A 23,185-nucleotide genomic window follows, 5' to 3' on the forward strand; every position below is an offset into this window, starting at 1 on the left:
TACAAACCCAATCGGACAGCCGCGGCACCCCGCGACTGTCCCGTTTTCGGGAGTGAGCTTACTTGAAGAAGAAGGTCGAGAAATTCGCCGGAGCCGGGCCGGGATAGAGCCAGCCTTCGATCAGTTCAGCCGGCACATTGTGCAGGTTGTTCTTGACCGAGCGGTAGTAGCCCGCCGGGTTGGCGATACCGATGGTGAGGAATTCTTCGGCCAGAAGGTCGGTGAATTCCTGCATCAGCGCGGCCTGCTCCTCGCCCACAGTCGTCGGAATGGTCGAGCGCAGTTCATAGAGGCGCTGCACATTGGCGGGCGGCTCCACCGGGCTCCAGCCGTCGGGCAGCGTGGCATCGGCATTAAGGCGTTTCATGTCCCAGGCGGCCCAGCCGGACCAGTTGCCCAGCGACCAGTAGCCATAGTCGTTCATGAAGCGACCGAGATTGAGCAGCGGCAACTGCCCGCAACCATTCTCGCCCACCCACACGGCCGCATCGGCTTCAGGCTTGGCGCGCGCATTCCCGAACAATTCGTCCGAGTGATAGTTGACGGTCACATCGAGCCCAGCCTGCTTCCAGGTGCGTTCGATGAGCTGGAAGGCGTCGACCGTATCCGGCTTGAAGTCGGCATTGATCTCGACCGAGAACTTGAACGGCTTGCCGTCCGGCCCGACGCGAACGCCGCTCGCGTCCTTGGGGATGATCTTGTCGAGATGCTCGGCCGCCTTGGTCAGGTCGAACTCGGTGAATTCCTTGGCCAGCTTCTCATTGTAGAAGGGCGAATTCGGCAGCGGCGCCGGCTGGAAGGGTTCACCCTGCCCCAGATAGATCGTGTCGATGATTTCCTGGCGATTGATGGCCAGCGACACGCCCGCGCGGAAGTCCTTGTTGCCGAAAACCTCGGCCTTGACCGGATCGGGATGCGTCACCGAAAAGCCAAGCACGGCAGTGTTGTAGTCGCAGCTCGTCGCCGGGATCAGGCGATAATCGCCCGCAGCCTGGTTATCGAAGAACACGGCGCGGTTCTGCGGCGTCGACACATTGCGCGGCGACATGGTGATCTGGCCCTGAATGGCCTGCAGCAATGTGACTTCCGGATCGGCCGCCACGGCCCAAACGCGCTCGTCGATATAGGGGAGCTGCTGGCAGGAGGGGTCGACGGCGAAATAATAGGGATTGCGAACGAAGGTCACGCGTTCCTTGCCCAGCAGCGTATCGGTGCCAATCCAGGCATGGACCGACGGGCGCTTGGGGTCGTTGAACTGGGCCGCGTCATTGTACGAACCGACATTGCCCTTCCACCAGGCGGCATAGTCCGTCGCCCCGGCAGCCTTCATCAGCTCGGCCACGCCATCCGGATTCAGGTCGATGTCGAACTGTTCCATATAGTGCTTGGGAAACTGCACGGCGCGCTGACCATAGGGGCCGGCCATGTTCTGCAGGAAGAGGCCGTTCGGCTCTTCATAGGCAAAGGTGACGGTGTAATCGTCGACCTTGGTCACCGTCGGCACGGCGCCATTGTTCTTGAGCTCGCCACGCGGCCCGCCGGTGGTGATCTTGATATTGTTCTCGACGCGATCCCACCAGAAGACGATGTCATCGGCAGTGAACGGCTGGCCGTCCGACCACTTCATGCCTTCGCGCAGGTGGAATGTGTAGCTGCGGGCGTCTTCGCTGATATCCCAGCTCTTGGCGATGCCGGGCACGACTTCCGAGCCATCGACACTCCAGCGCACCAGCGGCTCATAGCCGAACTGGCGGATATCGGCGAGATTGCCGCCGCCCCAGCTATCGATGAACTGACCGCCGTAGACGCCGACTTCCTCTGCCGGCTGGATCACCAGCGGCTCGACCGGCAGGCGATCGGCCACTGCCGGCAACGTGCCCGCATCGACCTGCGCCTTGAGCTGCGGCGCTTCGGTGAAACCGCTCGCACAAACCGCGGCACTATCCTGTGCCTGAGCCGGCAGCACCACCGCGCCCGGCAAAGTCGACGCGCTCAACAGCAGCGACGCCGCCATGAGCCGCGTTACGCCAAAACGTACCATCTGCATTTGCTTCCCTCCCACGAAATGAACACTTCGCATCCTCCGAGGTCCGGCCGGTGGGTTTGGAGCCGGAAGCCTCACCTTCCTGAGGGTGCTTTTGCCCCTCGTCACTAGTACCCACATCTATCGGTTTGGTGACGCTATCTTGTAAACGTTTTCAATACAAGATAGGAAAATCGACATGGTGGCGCGACCAGCAAAGTGCTATCGCAAAGGCATTCCGGTCATTCTCGATGTGAACAGTGTGCTAACCAAGTGGTAACCATAAAGGACGTCGCGAAGCTGGCCGATGTGTCGATCGCGACCGTGTCGCGCGTCGTCAATGACTATGCCCATGTGCGCCCGGAAGTGCGCGACGCGGTCAACAAGGCCATCGATACGCTGGGCTATCGCCGCAATGGCCTTGCCAGCTCTTTCCGCACGCAACAGTCCAATATCGTTGGGGTTTTGCTGCGCCAGCAACGCACCCCATTCTCCAGCGCCCTCGCCTACGCCATCGAAACCACCATGTTCGACCAGGGCTACCGCGTGTTGCTCTGCTCGACCAATGGCGATGCCGAGCGCGAGGAAGCCTATCTCGAAACCATGCTGGATATGCGCGTACAGGGTGTCATCATCCGGCCATCAGGCACCACATCGCGCACGACAAAGCAGGTTAACCTCTTGCGCGAGCGCGGTATTTCCGTCGCCTTTGTTGACATGAAGCCCAAGATCCCGGCGATCAGCTCGGTCGTCTGCGACAACTTTTCGGGCGGCTATCAGGGGATGCGCCACCTGATCGAACTGGGCCATCGCAAGATCGGCGTCGTCGCCGGCGGCGTGGCGCAAAAGGGCGGCAGCCAGGACGTCGGCAGCGAACGCGTCCGCGGCATTCGTCAGGCGGCACAGGATCTCGCCACCGACGTGGAAATCATCTTTTCCCAGCCATTCGAGACCGCCAGCTTTGACGTCGGCCGCGAAGCCGGCGCTGCGATGATAACCGGAAACCCCAGCCTGACCGCCATTTTCGGCACCACCGACATGCTCGCCATCGGCGTCATGCACGCCGCCCACGCACTCGGTCTCGACCTGCCGCGCGACCTTTCGATCCTCGGCTATGACGGCGTCCTGGAATCCGCCGTCACCTTCCCGACCCTGTCGACCATCGCCCAGCCGATCCACGAAATGGGTGAGATCGCCGCCATGACGCTGATTGGCCACATGCGCGAAGCCAGCAACTCGCCGCGCCAGGTCGTCCTCGAAAACACCCTCATCCAGCGCGCCTCGACCATTCCGCTCGAGAACTAATCCCCACCACGCCGCCCTGCCCTATACTGGCCGCACAAAACCGCTGCCCCGATGAAAAGGCGCGGTCAGACCAGAGGCATCGTCGTTTGCAAATTTACCCATCACCGCCTCTTGCAGTTCAATCTTGAAAACGATTACAAGAATTGAAGCATTCGCTGAGCGCCAAAAGGAAGCCCCATGCCCTCGCCATCAACCGCCGACATTGAACTGGCCCGCCGCCTGGCGCCCGTCATCCGGTTTGGCGACAACGAGCCATTCCTGCCGAGCCGCGTCGGCATTTCCGTCCTGACCGCCCCCGGCCGCTCGCCCTCCGCCACGCTCGACATCACCTTCGAGCCCGGCGTCGCCAAGGTCGTCGAATATGCAATCTGGTGGGACTGGGATATCCAGCACCTCTACGAACTCGAGCACATTTGGCTCAAGCTCGACGCCAATGACCAAGTCGTCGGCGTCGAAGCCAGCGCCCATGGCGGCATCTTCCCCATGACCATCGCCGAGGGCGCCCTCCCCCTCGAAAAAGGCCGCGTAACCTTGGTCTCCGCGCCCGGCAAACACGCCTTCAGCGCCACGCCCGAGGGGCAACTGCCAGCCGCCGAAATCACCTCGGTGAGCTGCCAGGAACTGGCCGGTCGCGGCACGATTCTCATCAACGACATGTTCCGCGACGCCCTCGCCGGGCTGACGGCCGAAGATCACCGCGTCGTAAAGCGCTACCTCCAGGCCCGCGCCTTCCTGCCATCCTTCCAGTTCAACCAGCGCTTTGATCTATCCACGGTCGAATTTTCGTCCTGGACCGATCTAGCCGCGTGGATTCCCGGTCGCGTCAAAACAGTTCTGGAGGAGGTCAGCGCACGGCAACCCCTTCTAAAGGCTGTGTTTCTGGATAGCGGCGACACATTGGTCAATGAGGCCACCGAGATCTTCGACGACGAAGGTTATGTCATCGAAGCCGGACTTATCCCCGGCGCCCTCGAGATGATCAACGCCCTCACCCGCGAAGGCTATCGCCTTGCCCTCGTCGCCGACGGCCGTGTCCGCAGCTTTGCCACCATCCTCGGCGGCCACGGCATAGAACCACACTTTGAAGCTCAGGTGATCTCCGAAGCCGAGGGCTGTTCGAAGCCCGACGCACGCATGTTCCAGAAGGCCATTTCGTCTCTGGGACTTAGCCAAAGCGACGCCAAGGACATCGTCATGGTCGGCAATCACCTGGAGCGCGACATCGGCGGCGCCAACCAGTTGGGGATCATAAGCATTTGGCAAAGCTGGTCCAAGAAACGCACGCATATCCCCGAATTTGACCACGAGATTCCGCGCTACACCATTCGCACCCCAGGCGAACTCCCAGCTCTTCTTGAAGAAATCGAGCGGCAGATGGCAAGGTGTCACATGAACCCGGTTAAAACATCGGCCTGACATCCAATCCGGAGAGATTCGCCGTGACGTTGAAATTCGTGGTGCTGAGCGACCTGCATGTCATGCCCGAGGGCGAATTGTCGGTGACGCTCGACACCGGCGCCCGCTTCGAACAGGCCGTGGAAGCCATCGAAGCGCGCTATGGCAATGCCGATTTCTGCGTTCTTGCCGGTGACCTCGCCGACCTTGGCCAGCCGGCCGCCTATGAGCGGCTCAAGGCCATCGTCGCGCGGATTTCTATCCCGGTGCACATCACGCTCGGCAATCACGACGACCGCGACAGCTTCGTCTCGGTCTTTGGCACCAGCCATGTCGCCGAGACGGGCAAAGTAGATAAAGCCTTTGATATCAAGGGTTATCGCATCATCCTGCTCGACTCGTCAGAGCCCGGCCGCGTCGATGGCGTGCTCAGCGCATCGCAGATCAGCTGGCTGCATGCCCGTCTCGCCGAGGCGCTGGACCGCCCTGTCATCGTCATTCTGCACCACAACGCCAATGCACTGCACATCGAATCCGACGACATCCGCATCCTCGAACCCGATGCCTTTATCGATGCGCTCAAAACCCATCCGGATATCCGCCAGGTCATTGCCGGCCACGTCCACCTGACCTCCACCGCCATGTGGCGCGGCATTGCCTTCACCACCCTTTCCGGTGGCCATTACCAATGCACGGTCGACCAGGAGCACGTCCCGATGCGCCGCCTGACCGGTCCGGGGCAAATGGCCTTCGTCATCGGCACCGAGGAGAGCACTACGGTGCTTTTCGACGACTATATCGACGGCAATACCGAGATTTTCCTGGAGGACTGAAGGTGGTCACCGGCCGCTTTCAGCCAGCTCCAGTTCGGCGCCGAGCCAGGCGATCAACCGCTCAATTGCAGCGGAGCCGCGCTGCTGGGGCGAGGTGATGGCATAGTAGCCGCCGAGGCGGACATTGGTGTCGAACAGCTCGACCAGACGTCCGCTCGCCAGATCGTCTTCCGCAAGGATGCGGCTGCCGAGCGCAATACCCTGGCCGGCGCGCGCTGCGTCGAGCCCGAGACTCGCGTCCCACAGGCGCGGGCCATTGAGGCGGTGCCCGGTCCCCACGCCGGCCGCCTCGAACCAGTCGGCCCATTGGCGATGACTTTCCTCGTGGATGAGCGGCCAATTCGGCAGGTCGGCCAATGACTGGATCTTGCCATGGGTGGCGAGCCATTGCGGGCTGGCCATGGGAAACATGCGTGGACGCAGCAGCGGTTGCTCCGTGCCCGCCAGCGCGTCGAAATCGCCAAAGCCGATGGCGAAATCTGCTTCGTCAGCGGCAAAATCGGGCAAGGCGTGCGTCGCACGCAGTACCACATCGGTGCCCCGCAAGATGTCCTCGATGGCGGCGAGGCGCGGTGTCAGCCAGCGGGTTGCGAGGCCCGGAATGCACCAGATGCGCAGCATGGCCCCGGCGCGGGCGGGCCGCAATTCGCTCACCGTATTGGCGATCTGGCGAAAAGCCTTGCTCACCGAGGCGAGCAGGATCTGTCCCTCGTCGGTGAGGATGATGCCGCGCGGTCCCGCGGTCATTAGCTTGCGACCCATCCAGCCTTCGAGATTGCGCACGTGGCGGCTGACCACGGTGTGGCTGACACCGAGATCGTCGGCCGCCTTGCGCATCGAGCCGGTCCGGCCGGTGGCCTCGAAGGCGCGCAGCATGAGAAGCGGCGGCAGGCGCGGCACGGTGTCGTCCCTCGGGGGCATAGAGAACTCCTTGTGGTGACTTTAATGCACCACACCACCCAACATAATCACATACCGCCCCAGCCTCGCAACGCCCTAGACTTGCGTCAAAGGAGTCTTGCCATGACCGACAACGCTATCCTGCAGAGCCGCCGCCAGACCGCATTGCCACGCGGCATCGGCACCGCTTTTCCCGTTTTCGCCCAGCGGGCCGAAGGCAGCGAATTGTGGGATGTCGAAGGCAATCGCTACATCGACTTCGCCGCCGGCATTGCCGTGCTCAATACCGGCCACCGCCACCCGAAGGTGATGGAAGCGGTGCGGGCGCAGCTTGACGGTTTTACCCATACCGCCTTTCAGATCGTGCCCTATGAGCCCTATGTGGCGGTCTGCGAACGCCTCAATGCGCTGGCGCCGTTCTCGGATCCGGCCAAGTCGATCCTCTTTTCGACCGGCGCTGAAGCGGTCGAAAATGCGATCAAGATCGCCCGCGCCCATACGGGCCGGTCGGGCGTCGTCGCCTTCAGCGGCGCCTTCCATGGCCGCACCACCTTCACCATGGCGCTGACCGGCAAGGTCGCGCCCTACAAGAAGAAGTTCGGCATTTCTCCTGCGGGTGTGTTCCACGTGCCGTTCCCGGCGGAATCCCATGGCGTCACCGTCGCCGAAAGCCTGCGGGCGCTCGAAACGCTGTTCCGCGCCGATATTGATCCCACCGATGTCGCCGCCATCATCATCGAACCGGTGCAGGGCGAAGGCGGCTTCCTGCCGGCGCCGACCGAACTGCTCGTGGCGCTGCGCGAGATCGCGAACAAGCACGGCATCGTGCTCATCGCCGACGAAATCCAGACCGGCTTTGCGCGCACCGGAAAAATGTTCGGCATCGAGCATTCCGGCGTCGAGCCTGATCTTGTGACCATCGCCAAAGCTCTTGCCGGCGGCTTTCCGCTCTCGGGCGTTATTGGCCGCGCCGAAATCATGGACGCTCCTGAAACGGGCGGCCTCGGCGGCACCTATGCCGGCAGTCCCGTGGCCTGCGCCGCGGCGTTGGCCGTGCTCGATGTGATCGCCGAGGAAAACCTGGTCGATCGCGCCAATGCCATCGGCAGCAAGATCAAGGCGGCGCTGGAAAAGGCATCTCGCCGCAATGACATCGCCCCGATCGCCTATATCCGCGGTCCCGGCTCGATGGTGGCTTTCGACATCGTCTCGCGCACCGATGGCGGCCCCGATGCGGCGACCACCAAGAAGGTGATCCAGGCGGCCATCGCCGACGGGTTGATCCTTCTTTCCTGCGGCATCCACGGCAACACCATTCGCCTCCTCAACCCGCTGACCATTTCCGATGCCCTGCTGGACGAAGGTCTCGAAAAGCTCGAACGCGCCCTCGTGGCCGGTGGAAACTGAGACCATGACCATGCGTCCCCTCGCCGATAGCAGCCTGCTCAAAAGTCAGGCCCTTCTCAACGGCCGCTTTGTCGGCACCGCCAGCACGGCCGTCACCAACCCCGCCAGCGGCGAAGTCGTCGGCCATGTGCCCTCCTTCGGCGCCGCCGAGGCAACCGAGGCTGTCGACGCGGCAGCCGCGGCCCTGCCCGGCTGGAGCGCCCGCACCGCCAAGGAGCGCAGTGCGGTGCTGCGCAACTGGTTCAATCTCGTCATCGCCAATCGGCAGGACCTGGCGACCATTCTCACCAGCGAGCAGGGAAAGCCGTTTGCCGAGGCGCTGGGCGAGATCGACTATGCCGCCTCCTACGTCGAGTTCTATGCCGAAGAGGCCAAGCGTATTGCCGGCGAAATGCTGCCCAGCCATCGGGCCGATGCACGGCTGATGGTGCTGCGCCAGCCGATCGGCGTGGTGGCGGCGATTACGCCGTGGAATTTCCCGGCGGCGATGATCACCCGCAAGATCGCCCCGGCGCTGGCGGCGGGCTGCACTGTGGTGGTGAAGCCTGCGCCCGAAACGCCGCTCACTGCATTGGCGCTGGCCGAGCTCGCCCAGCGCGCCGGCTTCCCGGCTGGCACGATCAATGTTCTCACGGGCGATGCCCGCGCTATTGGCGGCGTGCTCACCAGCCACCCCAAGGTGCGGCTGGTCGGCTTTACCGGCTCGACCGAAGTCGGCAAGGTCCTGATGGCTCAGGCTTCTACGACCGTGAAGAAGGTGGCGCTGGAACTGGGTGGCAATGCACCCTTCATCGTCTTTGACGACGCCGATATCGATGCGGCAGTCGAAGGCGCGCTGGTCTCAAAGTATAGGAACATGGGCCAGACCTGCGTCTGCACCAATCGCTTCTATGTGCAGTCCAGCGTCCATGATGCCTTTGTCGAAAAGTTCGTGGCCAAGGTTGCGGCCCTCAAGGTGGGCGACGGCTTTGCCGACGGTATCGCCCAGGGTCCGCTGATCACCGAAGACGCGGTGCTGAAGGTGGAAGCGCATATCGCCGATGCCACGGCCAAGGGCGCCAAAGTCAGGCTAGGCGGGCAGCGTCATAGCTTGGGCCACACCTTTTTCGAGCCCACGGTTCTGACGGGCGCACGCGCCGACATGCAGTTGGCGAAAGAAGAGACGTTTGGCCCTCTCGCCGCCGTCTTCCGCTTCGACACTGAGGCAGAAGTCATCGCCGCCGCCAATGACACCGAGACCGGCCTTGCCGCCTATTTCTACGCCCGCGACGTCGGCCGCATCTTCCGTGTGATGGAGGGGCTTGAATACGGCATGGTCGGCATCAATAGCGGCCTGATCTCAACCGAACTGGCGCCCTTTGGCGGCGTCAAGGAAAGCGGCAATTCCCGCGAGGGCTCGCAGCACGGCATTCTGGAGTTCACCGAACTCAAATATGCCTGCATCGGTGGTCTGTCGGCCTGATCGCGCCGCGCCCACTTTCGTGAGTATCATGAGCGCGTTAGGGTGAAGGCATGTCCTTCACCCTGCGCCAGTTACAGTACTTTATCGCCGTCGCCGAGCACGGAACCATCTCCGGCGCGGCCCAAAACCTGTCGATCTCGCAATCGGCCGTCACCGAGGCCATCCGCGACCTCGAACTCGACCTCGGCGTCGCGCTCTTCGAGCGTCATCGGCGCGGGCTCAACATCACCCATCAGGGTCACCAGTTCCACCGCCACGCCGCCCGCATCCTTTCTGGCGTGCAGGATGCGCGGCGCAGCTTTGTCGAAACCGCCTCGGCCCCGCCAAGCCCGCTGGCCCTCGGCGTCACCTCCATGGTCGCCGGCTACGTATTGTCCGAGCTTCTGGCGCGCTACCGGCGTGCCTATCCCTCGGTGCAGGTCACGGCCATCGAGGACAATCGCGACTATCTCGAACACCTCCTCATCGGCGGCGAGCTCGATGTGGCGGTTATGGTCATCTCCGATCTGCAGGATCGCCATGCACTGCAGGCCGAAATCTTCGAGACGTCCTCCTATCGGCTTTGGTTGCCGCTGGGGCATCGACTCGCTTCCGCCGATGTCATCCAGATCGAAGATATCGTCACCGAGCCGCTCATCATGCTGACGGTGGACGAAATCGAGGAGAATACTGGCAAGCTGCTCTCGGCCCTCGGCACCAAACCGCGGGTGGCCTTTCGCACGCGTTCAGTCGAAGCCGTGCGTAGCCTTGTGGCGACGGGCGCGGGTGTCGCCGTGCTGCCCGACCTCGTCTATCGCCCGTGGTCGCTGGAAGGCGACCGTATCGAAAACCGAATTATCTCAGGCAATCTCCCGGTTGTGCAGGTCGGCATGGTGTGGCGGCGCGGCTCGGGCCTGCCGCGATCTGCCCGTGATTTCATAGGCTTGGTGCAGGCGCAGCAGAACCAGCGCAAGTTCTAGGATGTGGTATCGGCAATTCCGATATCTTCTATCTGTCGAATGAAATTGCGAAAGTTAATGCTCGGCGTAGTCTTTCCTAAGCTGGTGGGGACCGGCGATTGAAGGGAGAACGTCATGAAGCCTGTTTTACGCACTTGTACCGCCATCGCGATGGCAACCGTGTTTTCGGGCCAGACCATGGCCGCCGAGGCTCTGCAGACGCTGGGTGCCGGCGAGGGGCAGCTGAGCATCGTGGCCTGGGCCGGCTATATCGAACGCGGCGAAACCGACGCGGCCTTTGACTGGGTCACGGGATTTGAAGAAGCCACCGGCTGCAAGGTCTCGGTCAAGACCGCCGCCACCTCCGACGAAATGGTGGCGCTGATGAACGAAGGCGGGTTCGACCTTGTCACCGCCTCCGGCGACGCGTCGCTGCGCCTCGTGGCCGGCAACCGCGTCCAGCCGATCAACACCGCCCTGATCCCGTCCTGGTCGACCATTGACGAGCGCCTGCAGAACGCCGCCTGGCACACGGTCGACGGCGTGCATTACGGTACCCCTTACGTCTGGGGCCCGAACGTGCTGATGTACAATACCGAGGTCTTCAAGGAAGCCCCGACCAGCTGGAACGTCGTGTTCGAGCCGATGGATTTCCCCGATGGCCAGCCCAATGCCGGCCGTGTGCAGGCCTATGACGGCCCGATCTACATTGCCGACGCCGCGCTCTATCTGATGAGCCACAAGCCCGAGCTTGGTATCACCGATCCCTACGCCCTCAATGAAGACCAATATGCTGCCGCGCTCGACCTCTTGCGCACGCAGCGCACCCTGGTTGGTCGCTACTGGCACGACGCCTTCATCCAGATCGACGACTTCAAGAACGAAGGCGTTGCTGCTTCCGGCTCGTGGCCCTTCCAGGTCAATCTCCTCGCTGCCGATAGCCCGGTTGCTTCGGTCTTCCCGGAAGAAGGCGTGACCGGTTGGGCCGATACCACCATGCTCCATGCCGACAGCAAGAACCCGAACTGCGCCTATATGTGGATGGAGCATTCGCTCTCGCCCAAGGTGCAGGGCGACGTCTCGGCCTGGTTCGGCACCGTCCCGTCCGTGCCCGCCGCCTGCAAGGGCAATGAGCTGCTTACCGACGAAGGCTGCGCCAATAACGGCTACGAGAACTTCGACAAGATCCGCTTCTGGCGCACTCCGACCACCCAGTGCGAACAGGGCGAATGCGTACCTTACTATCGCTGGGTCTCGGACTATATCGGGGTCATCGGCGGACGCTGATCTGCCCAAGTGGGGAGGCCATGCGCCTTCCCACCACCCAACCAACCTGAATTTCGACTAGTCTGTCTGGCCGGCCGGTTTGGCCGTGCGGTGCGGCATTGCGTCCGCCGCCAGAAACGGAGCTGCATAAAATGACCGCTGCTGTGTCCCTTCAAGGCGTTTCGCGCCACTTCGGCATCATCAAGGCCATGGATGAGGTCAACCTCGAGATCGCCAGCGGCGAGTTCTTCGCCATGCTGGGCCCCTCGGGGTCAGGCAAGACCACATGCCTCAGGGTCATTGCCGGTTTCGAACAACCCACGCACGGCCATATCGAAATCTTCGGCGAGAACGCCACGGGCGTGCCGCCCTATCGGCGCAACGTCAACACGGTCTTCCAGGACTATGCGCTGTTCCCGCATTTGAACGTCCTCGACAATGTCGCCTATTCGCTGATGCTCAAGAAGGCGGCGCGGGCCGAACGCCACAAGGCGGCTGAGGCGGCGCTCGACATGGTCAAGCTCGCCGGCTACGGCACGCGCCGCCCTTCCGAGCTGTCCGGCGGTCAGCGCCAGCGCGTGGCCCTGGCGCGCGCACTGGTCAATCGGCCGAAAGTGCTGCTGCTCGACGAACCGCTCGGCGCACTCGACCTGAAACTGCGCGAAAGCATGCAGGAGGAGCTCAAATCCCTGCAAAAGGCGCTGGGCATTACCTTCATTTTCGTCACCCACGATCAGGGCGAAGCCCTTTCGATGGCTGACCGCGTCGCCGTCTTCTCGGGCGGCCGCGTCATGCAGGTTGGCACGCCAGAAGAAATCTACTCCAAGCCCAATAGTCGTTTCGTTGCCGATTTCGTGGGCTCCTCCAATATCCTCAATCCTGACCAGGTTTCGACCCTGACCGGTGAGCGGCGTTGGGGCAGCCTCCGCTCCGAAGCCGTCAGGCTGGCCCCCGAGGCCGGCAGCGCACTGGCCGGAACCGTGGCGACGAAAAATTACCTCGGCGCGATGACGCGACTGGGCATCGATATTGGCGGCGGCAGCATCCATGCGCTGGTGCCCTCGGGGCAGGAACTGCCCGATATCGGCGCGCGCACCGGCGTCGCCTTCGAGCGCAGTGCCCTCCATCTGATGGAAACAGAGCAATGACCACAACCGCTCTTGCCATCACTGAGCGGCGCCCCGGTCTTCTCGGCTGGCTTTCAGACCAGTTCTGGCGCCACCCCGGAATATTCGTGCTGCTTCTTTTGACGCCACCGCTTTTGTGGCTGGGCATCGTCTATATCGGCTCGCTGCTGGCGCTGCTGTTCCAGAGCTTTTTCGCTATCGACGAGTTTTCCGGCATCGTCGACTATTCGACGCTGACGCTCAAGAGCTATGCCGAGCTGCTGCGCCCGGCCAATCTCGACATCATTGTGCGCACGGTGGTCATGTCGGCACTCGTGACGCTGGCCTCGGCCGTCATCGCCTTCCCCATCGCCTATATGGCGGCGCGCTATGTGCGCGGGAAATGGAAGGCGCTGTTCTATCTCGGCATCATGCTGCCGCTGTGGTCGAGTTATCTCGTGAAAATCTACGCCTGGAAGCTGATCCTCGCCAAGGAAGGCATCCTCACCTGGGTGTTCGAGAGCCTCCATATCGGCTTCGTGCTCGACTGGATTCTCGCCATCCCGGTCATCGGCGGCAACTCGCTGTCGGTGAGCTATATCGGCACTTTCCTGGTCTTCGTCTATGTCTGGATGCCGTTCATGATCCTGCCGATCCAGGCCTCGCTGGAGCGCGTGCCGGTCAATCTGATCGACGCCTCCTCTGACCTTGGCGCCACCCCGCAGCAGACGTTCAGGAAAGTGATTTTTCCCCTCGCCCTGCCCGGCATCATCGCCGGCTCGATCTTCACCTTCTCGCTGACGCTGGGCGACTACATCATTCCCCAGATCATCGGATCGTCGCGCCTCTTCATCGGTCAGGCCGTTTATGCCCAGCAGGGCACGGCCGGCAATATCCCGCTGGCTGCCGCTTTCACCGTGGTGCCGATCGTCATCATGGGCCTCTATCTCTGGATGGCCAAACGACAGGGGGCTTTCGATGCGCTCTGATGGTCCCAAGGCCTCGCTTGGCCTTAAAATCTCCGCCGCCGCAGGCCTGATCTTCATGATCGCGCCACTGCTGCTGATCTTCGTCTATGCCTTCACCACCGAGGAAAAGAGCTATCAGTGGCCGCCGCCGGGGCTGACGCTGAAATGGTTCGAAGTCACCTTGAACCGGCCCGACGTCTGGCAGGCGCTGACCCTGTCGCTCCAGGTCGCCGCCATCTCGACCGCCATCGCCCTGGTGCTCGGCACGCTCTGCGCCGCTGCGGTGAGCCAGTCCGATTTCTTCGGGCGGGAGACGATCTCGCTGCTGGTCATCCTGCCCATCGCCCTGCCCGGCATCATCACCGGCATTGCGCTGCGCTCGGCCTTCAGCATCGCCGAAATCCCGTTCAGCTTCTGGACCATCGTGCTGGGCCACGCCACCTTCTGCGTGGTGGTCGTCTATAACAATGCGGTGGCCCGCTTCCGCCGCACCTCGAAATCGCTCATCGAAGCCTCGATGGATCTCGGTGCCGACGGCTTCCAGACCTTCCGCTATGTCATCCTGCCCAATATCGGCACGGCATTGCTCGCTGGCGGCATGCTGGCCTTCGCGCTGTCCTTTGACGAGGTGATCGTCACCACCTTCACCGCCGGGCAGCAGCAGACCCTGCCGCTCTGGATGCTGGAGGAATTGATCCGGCCGCGCCAGCGCCCGGTAACCAATGTCGTAGCCATGATCGTGGTTCTGGTGACCACCATCCCGATCCTGGCTGCCTTCTATCTGACCCGCGACGGCGACCAGATCGCCGGTAGCGGCAAATAACAATGCTGAGGAGATTATGATGGACACCAACATGCTGATCGGCGCGCAGTTCGAAAGCGGCGCGGACGCGGAAGAACAGGTGCTCAACCCGCGTACGGGCGGCCTGATCAAGGCCGTCCCCGAAGCCTCCCTCGCGCAGGTAGACCGAGCGGTCACCGCAGCCAGCAAGGCCTTCGTGCACTGGTCACGCACCACGCCAGGACAGCGCTCGGCCTATCTCTTGCGCATTGCCGATGCCATCGAGGCCGATGCCGACGCCTTCGCCGCGCTCGAAGCACTCAATTGCGGCAAGCCGATCAATGCCGTGCGTAATGACGAAATCCCCGCCGTGGTGGATTGCTACCGCTTCTTCGCGGGCGCCGTGCGCAACATGTCGGGCGTGGTCGCGGGCGAATATCTCGAAGGCCATACCTCCATGGTGCGGCGCGACCCGATTGGCGTCGTCGGCTCCATCGCGCCCTGGAACTACCCTCTGATGATGATGGCCTGGAAACTGGCCCCGGCCATTGCCGGGGGCAATACCGTGGTCTTCAAGCCTTCCGAACAGACCCCGCTCAGCGCGCTCAAGCTGGCGCGGACCCTCGCCGAAATCCTGCCCGAGGGCGTGGTCAATATCGTGCTCGGGCGCGGCGAAAGCGTCGGCAATGCCCTGATCAACCACCCCAAGGTGGACATGATCTCGATCACCGGCGACATCGCCACCGGCAAGAAAGTGCTGCAGGCCGCCGCCAAATCGGTCAAGCGCACCCATCTCGAATTGGGCGGCAAGGCCCCGGTCATCGTCTATGACGACGCCGATCTCGGCGCCGTCGTCGACGGCCTTCGCGCCTTTGGCTACTACAATGCTGGTCAGGACTGCACCGCCGCCTGCCGCATCTATGCCGGCTCCAAGATTTACGACCGACTGGTGGCTGACCTTTCCAGCGCCGTCTCCACCATCCAGTTCAACCAGTCCGACGACAGCGTCAACGAAATGGGGCCGCTGATTTCCATGCGGCAGCGTGACCGCGTCGCGAGCTTTGTCGAACGCGCCCAGGAAATGTCCCATATCGAAGTGACGACCGGCGGCAAGAAATCGGGCGACCAAGGCTTCTATTTCGAGCCCACCGTGGTCGCCGGCGCCCTCCAGAGCGACGAGATCGTACGCCGCGAAGTGTTCGGCCCGGTGGTGTCGATCACCCGGTTCGACGAACCCGAGCAGGCCGTGGAATGGGCCAATGACAGCGACTATGGCCTGGCCTCCTCGGTTTGGACCAAGGACATTTCCAAGGCCATGGGCGCCGCGGCACGGCTGCGCTATGGCTGTACGTGGATCAACACCCACTTCATGCTGGTCAACGAAATGCCGCATGGCGGCATCAAGCAATCGGGCTATGGCAAGGACCTGTCGAGCTACTCGCTCGAAGACTACACCAGCGTCCGCCACGTGATGCTCAAACACGGCTGACCCATCACCGACGCAACCCGGTCGCAGCCATTGGCTGTGGCCGGGTTGCTTTTGTCCGTGGTGGATCAAGGTCCGTAGGACGCGGGCCGTTCGGTTGGCACCAATCGACCCCTCGATATTTGCCGCGCCCGTGCTTACTCGACACCCTGCTAAAACGATCCGCCCAGTGTCGCTTTGAGCATATGCGTCTGGCCGGCGGTACCTATCTGACCGTCATAGGACAAGCCGAGCGCGGCGTTTGCGGACAGGTCGATCGAGCCGGCAACTTCGAGCACCAGCGCATCTCGCTGTACCGGCGCCCCAGCGATCGCAAATGCGGGACCGACGCCAAAGGCGTTGGACAGGTTGGACTGGTCGACAAATGCGTGGCGCCAGCCCAGCCCCGCTTCCAGCGCAATCTGCCCGCCGTCCCCGGCAGGCACGGTTGTGCTGGCCCGCGCACCAATGGTTGTAAACGCACCCTGCTGCACGGCCGACGCCACGGTCAAGGCGGCGGGCCCACCGGCTTCGGCAAATCCATCCGTGGAATTGACCACATACGCCACCTCGCCATAGGGGGTGAGCTCAAAAGCGCCCAGATCAAAATGATGGGAGAGTTCGCCAAATGCCTGCGCCGTGCTGGCCCCGTAGTCAGCACTCAGAGTGTTGGCGAGGCCGCCAAAGGCAACGGATCTGGAGCTGCGCACCTGGTGCCGCGTATAGCCAAGGCCAAGCGAGAGGTTCGTATCGCCCCAGGCCGTTCCGGCATAGGCGCCCAGCCCATAATTGGTACTATTGGCCGTCATCGATCGATCCGCTATCGAGAGGCTGGTTGCACCAGCATGAAGCATCATGCCAACGCGCCAATCACCCACGACGCCATCCGCCCCGATTGCCAGCCCGCCGCTCGCCCCGTCGGCCTGGGCTGCATTGCCATCGGCCGCAAGTCTTGATTGGCTGCCGGCTGCCTGCGCCCAGACTGCAAACGGCTCGGGCGTATCCGCGAGGACTGGAGTGCTCGCATAGCCAAGGGCCATGCTCCCAATGGCCTGATCGGGATCGTGACGCGCATGGTCGAGCGCCGTTTGCCGGAGCATAGCGGCATCCTCGATGAACATGCTCGACAGCGAAGCGTGGCCTTCACCAGAAAGATCATCCATCGCCCGTCGCGCCTCGTCGGGCGTCAATGGAAGCAGGGCGTTGTAGAGCGCATTACCCGCTCCCAATGCGTCGGTTGCCCCGGCGACTGCCAACTGGTTCGGGGTCCGGGCGGCGCTCGCGAAGTTGGCGCCCTGCACCAGGGTCATGAAGGCATTGGTGGCATCGTAGCTCAGGAGTGGCGTGAGAAAGGCCAGGTTGGTCGACGCGCCGCCAAAAGCACCACTGACGCCGCCGGCGGCAGTCAGGATCGTGTAGCGGGTGTTTGACGCATAGTCCGGGCTGGCCGACACCCGCACGGTGCCACCGCTCAGAGTGGCCGTTCCGGTGGCGAGAATGCGGTCGCTGGCGCCGGCGGCGTTCACTTCCACATCGTAGAAAGAGCCAGCCCCAAAGCTGGCATTGGTGGCGGACAGCGTGCCGATCGAATTGCCCGGCGCGACGGTGCCGCCCGCGCCGGCATTCAGGGTGCCCAGCGTGCCGGACCCGGCGAGCGTACCGGCGGAAAACACATTCACCACCCCACCCAGGGCGTTGCCAACGGCAAGAGTGCCGCCACTGACCGCAGTCGTGCCGGTAAAGGCCGAAGAATCTTCGGAGAAAATCGTGGTGCCCGCGACGTGGTTGATTGCGCCGGCGCCCGACATGACCGGATCAAAATCGAGCGCGGTATCGATATGGTTGAAGTTGAGAATGGCCGTGCCCGCCCCGAAGACCAGTGCCGGCGTGTCAAGCATTCCGGCCCACGCCGCTGGGTCGCCAAGTTTGGAGCCGATGTTGATCGTGCCGGTGCTGCCAGCCTGTTGTGCGATGGTGACGGTGTTGGCCGCAACCACGCCATCGCTGGCGACGGTCAACGTACCTGTGCCGGCGGCGCCGACCAGCAAGGCGCCGGTATTGGTCCAGCGTCCGTTATTGGCGACCTCGACAATGCCGGCACCGGCATCGTACCCGATCGCGCCATCCGAACTGCTCACGCTGCCGCCGCCGAGAATGGTCATTTCGCCATTGCCGCGAATGCCCACACGAAGGTCGGCTGTATTGTTCCACTGTGCGCCCAGGCCGGAAATGTGGGCGAAGGCGGTGGATGTGGCATTTCCTCCGAGCGAGCCCGCCAGACTGTTCACGACGCCATTGGCGCGGATCTCGAGGCGGCCGCCACCATCCATGCCGACGGTCAGCCCATTGGTCACGGTCAGACGTGCGCCCGAGCCACCAATGGTGATGCTGCCGTCCGAGGCGGAATGAAAGCCCGCGATAAGTTCATCCGCCGTCACTGTTGCGCCGCTGGCGATATCGAGCCAGCCGTCACCCGAAAAACCGACTATGGCATCGTTGGCCAGATGCCATCGCGAGGCGGCGCCATCGACACGCACGACGCCCCGATATCCGGGATCGCGGCCGAGGATACCATCGAAGCTGGTGAGAACTCCGCCGCCATTGATTTCGAGAATGCCGGTTCCCGGAGCACCTCCCAATGACAGGATGTTCGATGACGCCACCCCGCCGCTGAGCACGACGCTGTTGGGCATGTCGGTGAGAATGTTGATATTGTCATCGAGGCCGGGCGCATTGACGTCCGGAACGCCCAGTGTCCAGTTGAGCGGATCGAACCAGTCCTGGCTTTGAGTGCCGACCCAGAAATTCTGCGCCTGCACGGCCGATGTCAGGGCCAGCAGCGAACAGGTGGCCAGCAAGGTTCGGGCCGAGCGCTTTTTGCGCGCCGCCCGCAAGCCAGCAGCCGAGATCGCGCCGGCATTTTCGTCATTCATAAGGAACCCTCCAAATACGCAGGGACTCCCCTGGCAAATGATGGGCCGAAATCATCATGCCTTTACCGAGACGTCTTGACGCTGGATGGCCACTGAATTGGCGCTACACGGCCAGAATTGCCCGCCACACCGCAACGTTGCAGAATTGTCGCGACAGGCGCACAAATTATCTTTGAAAATACTTGACGAGGCGGCAACCTGGCACTAGCACCGCCGCCCATTGCGAACCTGAATGGTCGTGGACCGAATGACCCAAGCAGCCCCGCTTTTCAAGATTTCGACCACAGACCTGGCGCCATCGTCGCGGAAATACGCGATCCGCGATTATCTTGAAGAAATGATGCGGGTCGAAGTCGCCCCGCTCGTGACCGATGCATTCATCCACTACAGTGCCAACCTGCGCGTGGTGCCCGGGGCCGCCTGGGGCGAAGCATATACGTCGGCCGGCACGACCCGGCGTTCGACCACCTTGCTCAGTGATGGCCAGGATGACCTGATGCTCATTACCGCGCAAATGCCCATCACGGTGCAGCCCAGAACCGGGCCCGAATTTGTCGTGCCACCGGGCGATACGGTATTGTCGTCGCAAGGGCGCGAAATCCTCATGGCCTTCCAGGGCACGGGCTATGCCTACTGCCTGCGCGTCTCGCGCCGCGGCGTGTCGCAGATGGTGCCCCGCCTTTCCTCCGCCCCGGTGATGAACCTGCCCAGGCAAACACCCCTACTATCGCTGCTGTGGAACTATACGCGCCTGTTGGCGCCCGAACCCTTGGCCGGCGAGAATGCGCAACTCATGGCCGGCCGGCAACTGCAGGAAATGGTGGCGCTACTGGTCGGCGGCACGCCCGAGCTGATGGATGCCAATGCGAGTGGCACGCTCGCCGCAGCGCGCCTCAAGATTGCTCGCGCCGACATCGAAGCCCATCTGGACGATGCCAATCTTAGCCTCGAAGCGGTAGCTGCCCGGCAGAAAGTCTCCCCTCGCTACCTGCAAAGGCTATTCGCTCGCGAAGGCCAATCCTTTTCCAGCGTGCTGCGGCGCGCCCGTCTGGATAGAGCGCGCGCCATGTTGGAGAATCCGCACAATGCCGGGCGTTCGATTCTTTCAATCGCCCTCGAATGCGGCTTTGCCGAAGCCTCCGCCATGAACCGTGCCTTTCGGCAGCACTACGGCGCCAAGCCCAGCGAGCTACGCTGGCGCCCCTGAAGCGCCTGGCGGTCAGGCATCGGAGCAAGCGGACGGCACAGCCCGGCCAACACCCCATGAAAGCCGCCCCTGGACGATGGTCAGCGTCAGCGGGCCATTGGAAAACGTAGTGCCGTCCGCCCCCATGGAAGGCAGAATGACCTCGGCCGCGTCGTTGACGGAAACAGAGGCGCTCTCGCCCATCAGACGCACCGCCAAGCGGGTGCCGTCCTCGCACATATACTTGCTGACCGGATAGGGATTACCCACGCCGATCGATGCGCCGGAGGCGGCAATCGTGTTCTTGTGGATGTTACCGTCCTTCATGATGACGACGAAGTTGTCTGGATTGGCAACGAGGTTGATGTTTTCAAGCGGATTGCCATCGACAAGCAACAGGTCAGCGAAGGCGCCTTTCTCGATAACGCCGATAGTACCCGGATAGGGATTGCGGGGTCCTGTAAGCTGGAGGAGCTCACCATTGGTAGCCGTTGCCATCTTGAGGATTTCCGCCGGGCTGAACCAGCGCTGCAACAGCGTCAGCATGTGCCCCTGGGTCTGCGCCATCTGCGACGAGAACAGAATGTCGGTGCCGAAGGCGGTCTTGATGCCGTATTGCTTGGTGAAGCCATACAGCCTGTCCGTGCCGGTAATGACCTCGCGCAGCCGCTGCATATTGGCCTCGGGCAGCGAGATGGCCTGCTCAAAGCTCTCATCGAAGGGCTGCGTGCTGAGCCAGACGCCTTTGTCGGCCATCATCTTCGCTGTCTCGTCATCGATGAGGTGACCGTGTTCGATGACTTTCACCCCCGCCTCCATGGCGCGCTGCATCGCCTCAGTCGTATAGGCGTGAACGGCGACATAGGTGCCCCAGTTCTCGGCGGCTTCGACGGCGGCGCGCAGTTCTTCAGACGTGAAGGTAGACACATCGAGCGGGCTATGCGGCGAGGCAACGCCACCGCCTGCGGTAAGCTTGATATGCACGGCGCCAAGCATCAGCTGCTCGCGCGCCCGCATGCGCACCTCGTCGGGACTGTCGGCAACCATTGCCATGCCCAGCTCTTCCACACGGGTCAGATCACCGACCGCGCGCGGCAATTCGTGCAATGCGCGGAAGTCGCCGTGACCGCTCGTGACGGTAATAATGGCGCCTGAGGGATAAATACGCGGGCCAACGACCAGGCCCTCATCGATTGCGCGCTTCAGCGAGAAGGCCGCGCCACCCATATCGCGCACGGTGGTAAAGCCGCGCATCAGCGCCGCTTCGGCCTCCTTAACGGCGATAATGGTGCTATAGCCCAAATCGTTGGCAAGGCCCTCTTCGGGCGTAATGCCGACCATCGTCGTGTGCCAATGGGCATCAATGAGCCCCGGCATAAGCGTGCGGCCGGCGCCATCGATGATTTCCGCGCCATCGGCCTCGATAGGGTCGACCGAGATCGTGTCGATGACATTGCCGCGCACCAGAACATTGCTGGCGGGCGAGAGCGCATCGCCGAGGCCGTCGAATATGCGGACGTTCTCGTAAAGCACGAGCCCTTCGTCCTGTGCCATGGCCGGCAACGTGGTCGCGGAGCAAGCAAGCGTCAGCAGCAAGCACCCGACGACATGAAGCGACGAGGCGGTACGATGAACAGCTCCGGCGAATGGATGATGGGAACTAAAGGACATTTTCGAGGGCCTCCAAACGCTAGAAGTGCAAGCACGGCACCGAACTATGCCAGTGCTTGGCCGAGGCGCCCTGTGCTTCACGTCCCATCTCTGGTCGTGTGGTCTCTTTCTTGCCGATATGGCCTTGCGGCCGATCCGCGTTCCACGCAGCCGCCAACGGCAAGCACGAGCCCCGATCGGCCGCCCCTTCCCTGGCGCCGATACGCATCGCTCACTCAAGTTGCGGGGCGCGATATTTGGGGTAAGCTCGCATACCGACGATGCAGCCTGCGCGGGGGCCGACCTGTCCAATCTCTTCCAACACGGCGTCAACTGGGGAGATCCATGAATGCGGGAAGCGCCGAACTGGTACGCGCGCAAGTACAACTCCATCGCGGCGCGCTCCCGCGAAACCGACCCAGATGCCGAGTTCCATATCCGGCAGATCGGCAAGCAAAGTCACGTATCGCGCCTGGCAACTGTTGCCCATGGTGATGCATTTGTCCTGGACCTGCGGGACAAGGGCGGCATCGCAATGTCAGGCGCAATCAATGACGATGCGCTGACGGCGGTGTTCCTCTGGGGCGAAGGCACCACCTTCAACGGGCAGCAAAGCCCCATTCCCCAATTGCGGATTCTCGGCCCGGGAACCGAATTCAAGCTTGAAATGCCCGGAAGTTATCGGCTCATGCGGATCGGCCTGCGGGGCCAGATGCTCGAGGCCCTGCGCACCGGGCGGTCCGAGCAGCATGATCGATACTGGCTCACGCCTGGCGTACATGCACGGCCTTTCGTTCCAACTGCCGAACTGGACCTGCAGCAGAAGCTGTTGCGAACGGCCGGGTATGCCGAGATTGCGGCCCGGCGCGGCTATGACCTCAGTGCCGGCCTGGCGGTCGCCGCGAGCGAGGCCGGCGCCGCACTCGCTCTCTTGCTCTCCAACGCCGAAGACCCGTCAATTCGCGTCCTCAGTTCGGGCGAACGACGCGATATCGTTGACGCGACCCTCGCCATATTCGAGTCGAGACCGCAGGTTCCGGTGTCGATCAGCGCTGTGTGCGAAGTGCTGGGCGTTGGCGAACGCATGCTCGAACGCGCGTTTCAGGAGCGCCTGGGGCTCAGCCCTCGTTCCTACGAGAGGCAAAGGCGGCTGCGAGCGGCCCATGGCCTCATCCTTACCGACGGCGATCGTCTCTCGATCACCGAAATCGCCATGAGCTTCGGGTTCTGGCACCTTGGCCGTTTTGCTGGCGCCTATACGGCGCTCTTCGGGTGTTCGCCCAGTGAAACGCGACGGCGCATCTGGGCAACAGTATCGCTGGACTGATCGACCTTGACGCGAGCCGACATGGCAGACGGCCCGCGTCGTTGGCCCGGCACGAGCCTTCGTCGAGGCGCCCCGCTCGTCGCTACTCATGTCGGAAAGTGGATAGAGATTTCCGGGTGAGTGAAGGATTCTGCTGACGCAACCTCGTTGCCGCCGCTCGCTACCAGGCGTGCGTCCGCGAGATTCGCGACGAGCGGCATGCGACCACCCGCACCCGGTGGCGCATCGCTGGGCCTGCCA

General features: G+C 62.7%; 17 protein-coding genes. 13 read left to right on the plus strand and 4 right to left on the minus strand.

Translation table 11 applies throughout. The annotated features are described in order from the left end of the window. Positions 1 to 58 precede the first annotated feature (58 nt). Positions 59 to 2,047, minus strand: a complete 1,989-nt coding sequence (locus tag ACSQ2A_RS14465; RefSeq protein WP_436072802.1) for an ABC transporter substrate-binding protein — start codon at positions 2,045 to 2,047, stop codon at positions 59 to 61. A gap of 249 nt (positions 2,048 to 2,296) precedes the next feature. Here ACSQ2A_RS14465 and ACSQ2A_RS14470 point away from each other — a divergent pair, with 249 nt between their 5' ends. From ACSQ2A_RS14470 to ACSQ2A_RS14480, 3 genes are all read left to right on the plus strand, one after another. Continuing rightward, positions 2,297 to 3,328: a LacI family DNA-binding transcriptional regulator gene (locus ACSQ2A_RS14470; RefSeq protein ID WP_436072803.1), complete on the plus strand. Its 1,032-nt coding sequence runs from the start codon at positions 2,297 to 2,299 to the stop codon at positions 3,326 to 3,328. A gap of 177 nt (positions 3,329 to 3,505) precedes the next feature. Then, on the plus strand, positions 3,506 to 4,744 hold the full coding sequence (locus ACSQ2A_RS14475; RefSeq protein WP_436072804.1) for an HAD family hydrolase: 1,239 nt from the start codon (positions 3,506 to 3,508) through the stop codon (positions 4,742 to 4,744). 23 nt (positions 4,745 to 4,767) lie between these two features. Continuing rightward, positions 4,768 to 5,556: a metallophosphoesterase gene (locus ACSQ2A_RS14480; RefSeq protein ID WP_436072805.1), complete on the plus strand. Its 789-nt coding sequence runs from the start codon at positions 4,768 to 4,770 to the stop codon at positions 5,554 to 5,556. A gap of 6 nt (positions 5,557 to 5,562) precedes the next feature. Here the strand turns inward: ACSQ2A_RS14480 and ACSQ2A_RS14485 are convergent, their stop codons facing one another. Beyond that, positions 5,563 to 6,477: a LysR substrate-binding domain-containing protein gene (locus tag ACSQ2A_RS14485; RefSeq protein WP_436072806.1), complete on the minus strand. Its 915-nt coding sequence runs from the start codon at positions 6,475 to 6,477 to the stop codon at positions 5,563 to 5,565. 102 nt (positions 6,478 to 6,579) lie between these two features. Here ACSQ2A_RS14485 and gabT point away from each other — a divergent pair, with 102 nt between their 5' ends. The 8 genes from gabT (at position 6,580) to ACSQ2A_RS14525 (ending at position 15,873) form a co-directional block, all read left to right on the plus strand. Continuing rightward, on the plus strand, positions 6,580 to 7,863 hold the full coding sequence (gene gabT / locus ACSQ2A_RS14490) for a 4-aminobutyrate--2-oxoglutarate transaminase (protein WP_436072807.1): 1,284 nt from the start codon (positions 6,580 to 6,582) through the stop codon (positions 7,861 to 7,863). 10 nt (positions 7,864 to 7,873) lie between these two features. Continuing rightward, a complete protein-coding gene (locus tag ACSQ2A_RS14495; protein ID WP_436072834.1) occupies positions 7,874 to 9,325 on the plus strand; it encodes an NAD-dependent succinate-semialdehyde dehydrogenase in 1,452 nt (483 codons plus the stop codon). Positions 9,326 to 9,375: 50 nt separating this feature from the next. Beyond that, positions 9,376 to 10,284 (plus strand): LysR family transcriptional regulator, encoded by a 909-nt coding sequence (locus ACSQ2A_RS14500; protein ID WP_436072808.1) that lies wholly within the window; start codon positions 9,376 to 9,378, stop codon positions 10,282 to 10,284. A 114-nt stretch (positions 10,285 to 10,398) separates the two neighbouring features. Further along, positions 10,399 to 11,550, plus strand: coding sequence for an ABC transporter substrate-binding protein (locus ACSQ2A_RS14505; RefSeq protein WP_436072809.1), 1,152 nt, complete (start codon positions 10,399 to 10,401; stop codon positions 11,548 to 11,550). A gap of 131 nt (positions 11,551 to 11,681) precedes the next feature. Further along, entirely contained in the window at positions 11,682 to 12,677 is a 996-nt protein-coding gene (locus ACSQ2A_RS14510) for an ABC transporter ATP-binding protein (RefSeq protein ID WP_436072810.1), read from the plus strand. Next, positions 12,674 to 13,624, plus strand: coding sequence for an ABC transporter permease (locus tag ACSQ2A_RS14515; protein WP_436072811.1), 951 nt, complete (start codon positions 12,674 to 12,676; stop codon positions 13,622 to 13,624). The genes ACSQ2A_RS14510 and ACSQ2A_RS14515 overlap by 4 nt, the downstream gene beginning before the upstream one ends. Then, positions 13,614 to 14,426 (plus strand): ABC transporter permease, encoded by an 813-nt coding sequence (locus ACSQ2A_RS14520; RefSeq protein WP_295415059.1) that lies wholly within the window; start codon positions 13,614 to 13,616, stop codon positions 14,424 to 14,426. Before ACSQ2A_RS14515 ends, ACSQ2A_RS14520 begins: the two co-directional genes overlap by 11 nt. 19 nt (positions 14,427 to 14,445) lie before the next feature. Then, on the plus strand, positions 14,446 to 15,873 hold the full coding sequence (locus tag ACSQ2A_RS14525; RefSeq protein WP_436072812.1) for a gamma-aminobutyraldehyde dehydrogenase: 1,428 nt from the start codon (positions 14,446 to 14,448) through the stop codon (positions 15,871 to 15,873). A 149-nt stretch (positions 15,874 to 16,022) separates the two neighbouring features. Here the strand turns inward: ACSQ2A_RS14525 and ACSQ2A_RS14530 are convergent, their stop codons facing one another. Continuing rightward, the gene (locus ACSQ2A_RS14530; protein WP_436072813.1) at positions 16,023 to 18,782 is read right to left on the minus strand and encodes an autotransporter outer membrane beta-barrel domain-containing protein; all 2,760 of its coding nucleotides are present in this window, start codon (positions 18,780 to 18,782) and stop codon (positions 16,023 to 16,025) included. 247 nt (positions 18,783 to 19,029) lie between these two features. On the opposite strand from ACSQ2A_RS14530, the gene ACSQ2A_RS14535 reads away from it, so the two are divergent. Next, positions 19,030 to 19,989 (plus strand): helix-turn-helix transcriptional regulator, encoded by a 960-nt coding sequence (locus tag ACSQ2A_RS14535; protein ID WP_436072814.1) that lies wholly within the window; start codon positions 19,030 to 19,032, stop codon positions 19,987 to 19,989. A 12-nt stretch (positions 19,990 to 20,001) separates the two neighbouring features. On the opposite strand, the gene ACSQ2A_RS14540 is transcribed toward ACSQ2A_RS14535, so the two are convergent. Continuing rightward, positions 20,002 to 21,639, minus strand: coding sequence for an amidohydrolase family protein (locus ACSQ2A_RS14540; RefSeq protein WP_436072815.1), 1,638 nt, complete (start codon positions 21,637 to 21,639; stop codon positions 20,002 to 20,004). 328 nt (positions 21,640 to 21,967) lie between these two features. On the opposite strand from ACSQ2A_RS14540, the gene ACSQ2A_RS14545 reads away from it, so the two are divergent. Next, positions 21,968 to 22,945, plus strand: coding sequence for a helix-turn-helix domain-containing protein (locus ACSQ2A_RS14545; protein WP_436072816.1), 978 nt, complete (start codon positions 21,968 to 21,970; stop codon positions 22,943 to 22,945). Positions 22,946 to 23,185: the final 240 nt, after the last annotated feature.

Origin of the sequence: Devosia sp. LjRoot3, from assembly GCF_964252865.1 — a bacterium.
GTDB lineage: Bacteria > Pseudomonadota > Alphaproteobacteria > Rhizobiales > Devosiaceae > Devosia.

Bases quoted from the DNA above. Each gene is read 5' to 3' on its own strand.
- ACSQ2A_RS14475 (WP_436072804.1), top strand. From the start codon at position 3,506: ATGCCCTCGCCATCAACCGCCGACATTGAACTGGCCCGCCGCCTGGCG.
- gabT (WP_436072807.1), top strand. From the start codon at position 6,580: ATGACCGACAACGCTATCCTGCAGAGCCGCCGCCAGACCGCATTGCCA.
- ACSQ2A_RS14465 (WP_436072802.1), bottom strand. From the start codon at position 2,047: ATGCAGATGGTACGTTTTGGCGTAACGCGGCTCATGGCGGCGTCGCTG.
- ACSQ2A_RS14530 (WP_436072813.1), bottom strand. From the start codon at position 18,782: ATGAATGACGAAAATGCCGGCGCGATCTCGGCTGCTGGCTTGCGGGCG.
- ACSQ2A_RS14485 (WP_436072806.1), bottom strand. From the start codon at position 6,477: ATGCCCCCGAGGGACGACACCGTGCCGCGCCTGCCGCCGCTTCTCATG.
- ACSQ2A_RS14505 (WP_436072809.1), top strand. From the start codon at position 10,399: ATGAAGCCTGTTTTACGCACTTGTACCGCCATCGCGATGGCAACCGTG.
- ACSQ2A_RS14545 (WP_436072816.1), top strand. From the start codon at position 21,968: ATGCGGGAAGCGCCGAACTGGTACGCGCGCAAGTACAACTCCATCGCG.
- ACSQ2A_RS14540 (WP_436072815.1), bottom strand. From the start codon at position 21,639: ATGTCCTTTAGTTCCCATCATCCATTCGCCGGAGCTGTTCATCGTACC.
- ACSQ2A_RS14495 (WP_436072834.1), top strand. From the start codon at position 7,874: ATGCGTCCCCTCGCCGATAGCAGCCTGCTCAAAAGTCAGGCCCTTCTC.
- ACSQ2A_RS14500 (WP_436072808.1), top strand. From the start codon at position 9,376: ATGTCCTTCACCCTGCGCCAGTTACAGTACTTTATCGCCGTCGCCGAG.
- ACSQ2A_RS14525 (WP_436072812.1), top strand. From the start codon at position 14,446: ATGGACACCAACATGCTGATCGGCGCGCAGTTCGAAAGCGGCGCGGAC.
- ACSQ2A_RS14535 (WP_436072814.1), top strand. From the start codon at position 19,030: ATGACCCAAGCAGCCCCGCTTTTCAAGATTTCGACCACAGACCTGGCG.
- ACSQ2A_RS14515 (WP_436072811.1), top strand. From the start codon at position 12,674: ATGACCACAACCGCTCTTGCCATCACTGAGCGGCGCCCCGGTCTTCTC.
- ACSQ2A_RS14520 (WP_295415059.1), top strand. From the start codon at position 13,614: ATGCGCTCTGATGGTCCCAAGGCCTCGCTTGGCCTTAAAATCTCCGCC.
- ACSQ2A_RS14510 (WP_436072810.1), top strand. From the start codon at position 11,682: ATGACCGCTGCTGTGTCCCTTCAAGGCGTTTCGCGCCACTTCGGCATC.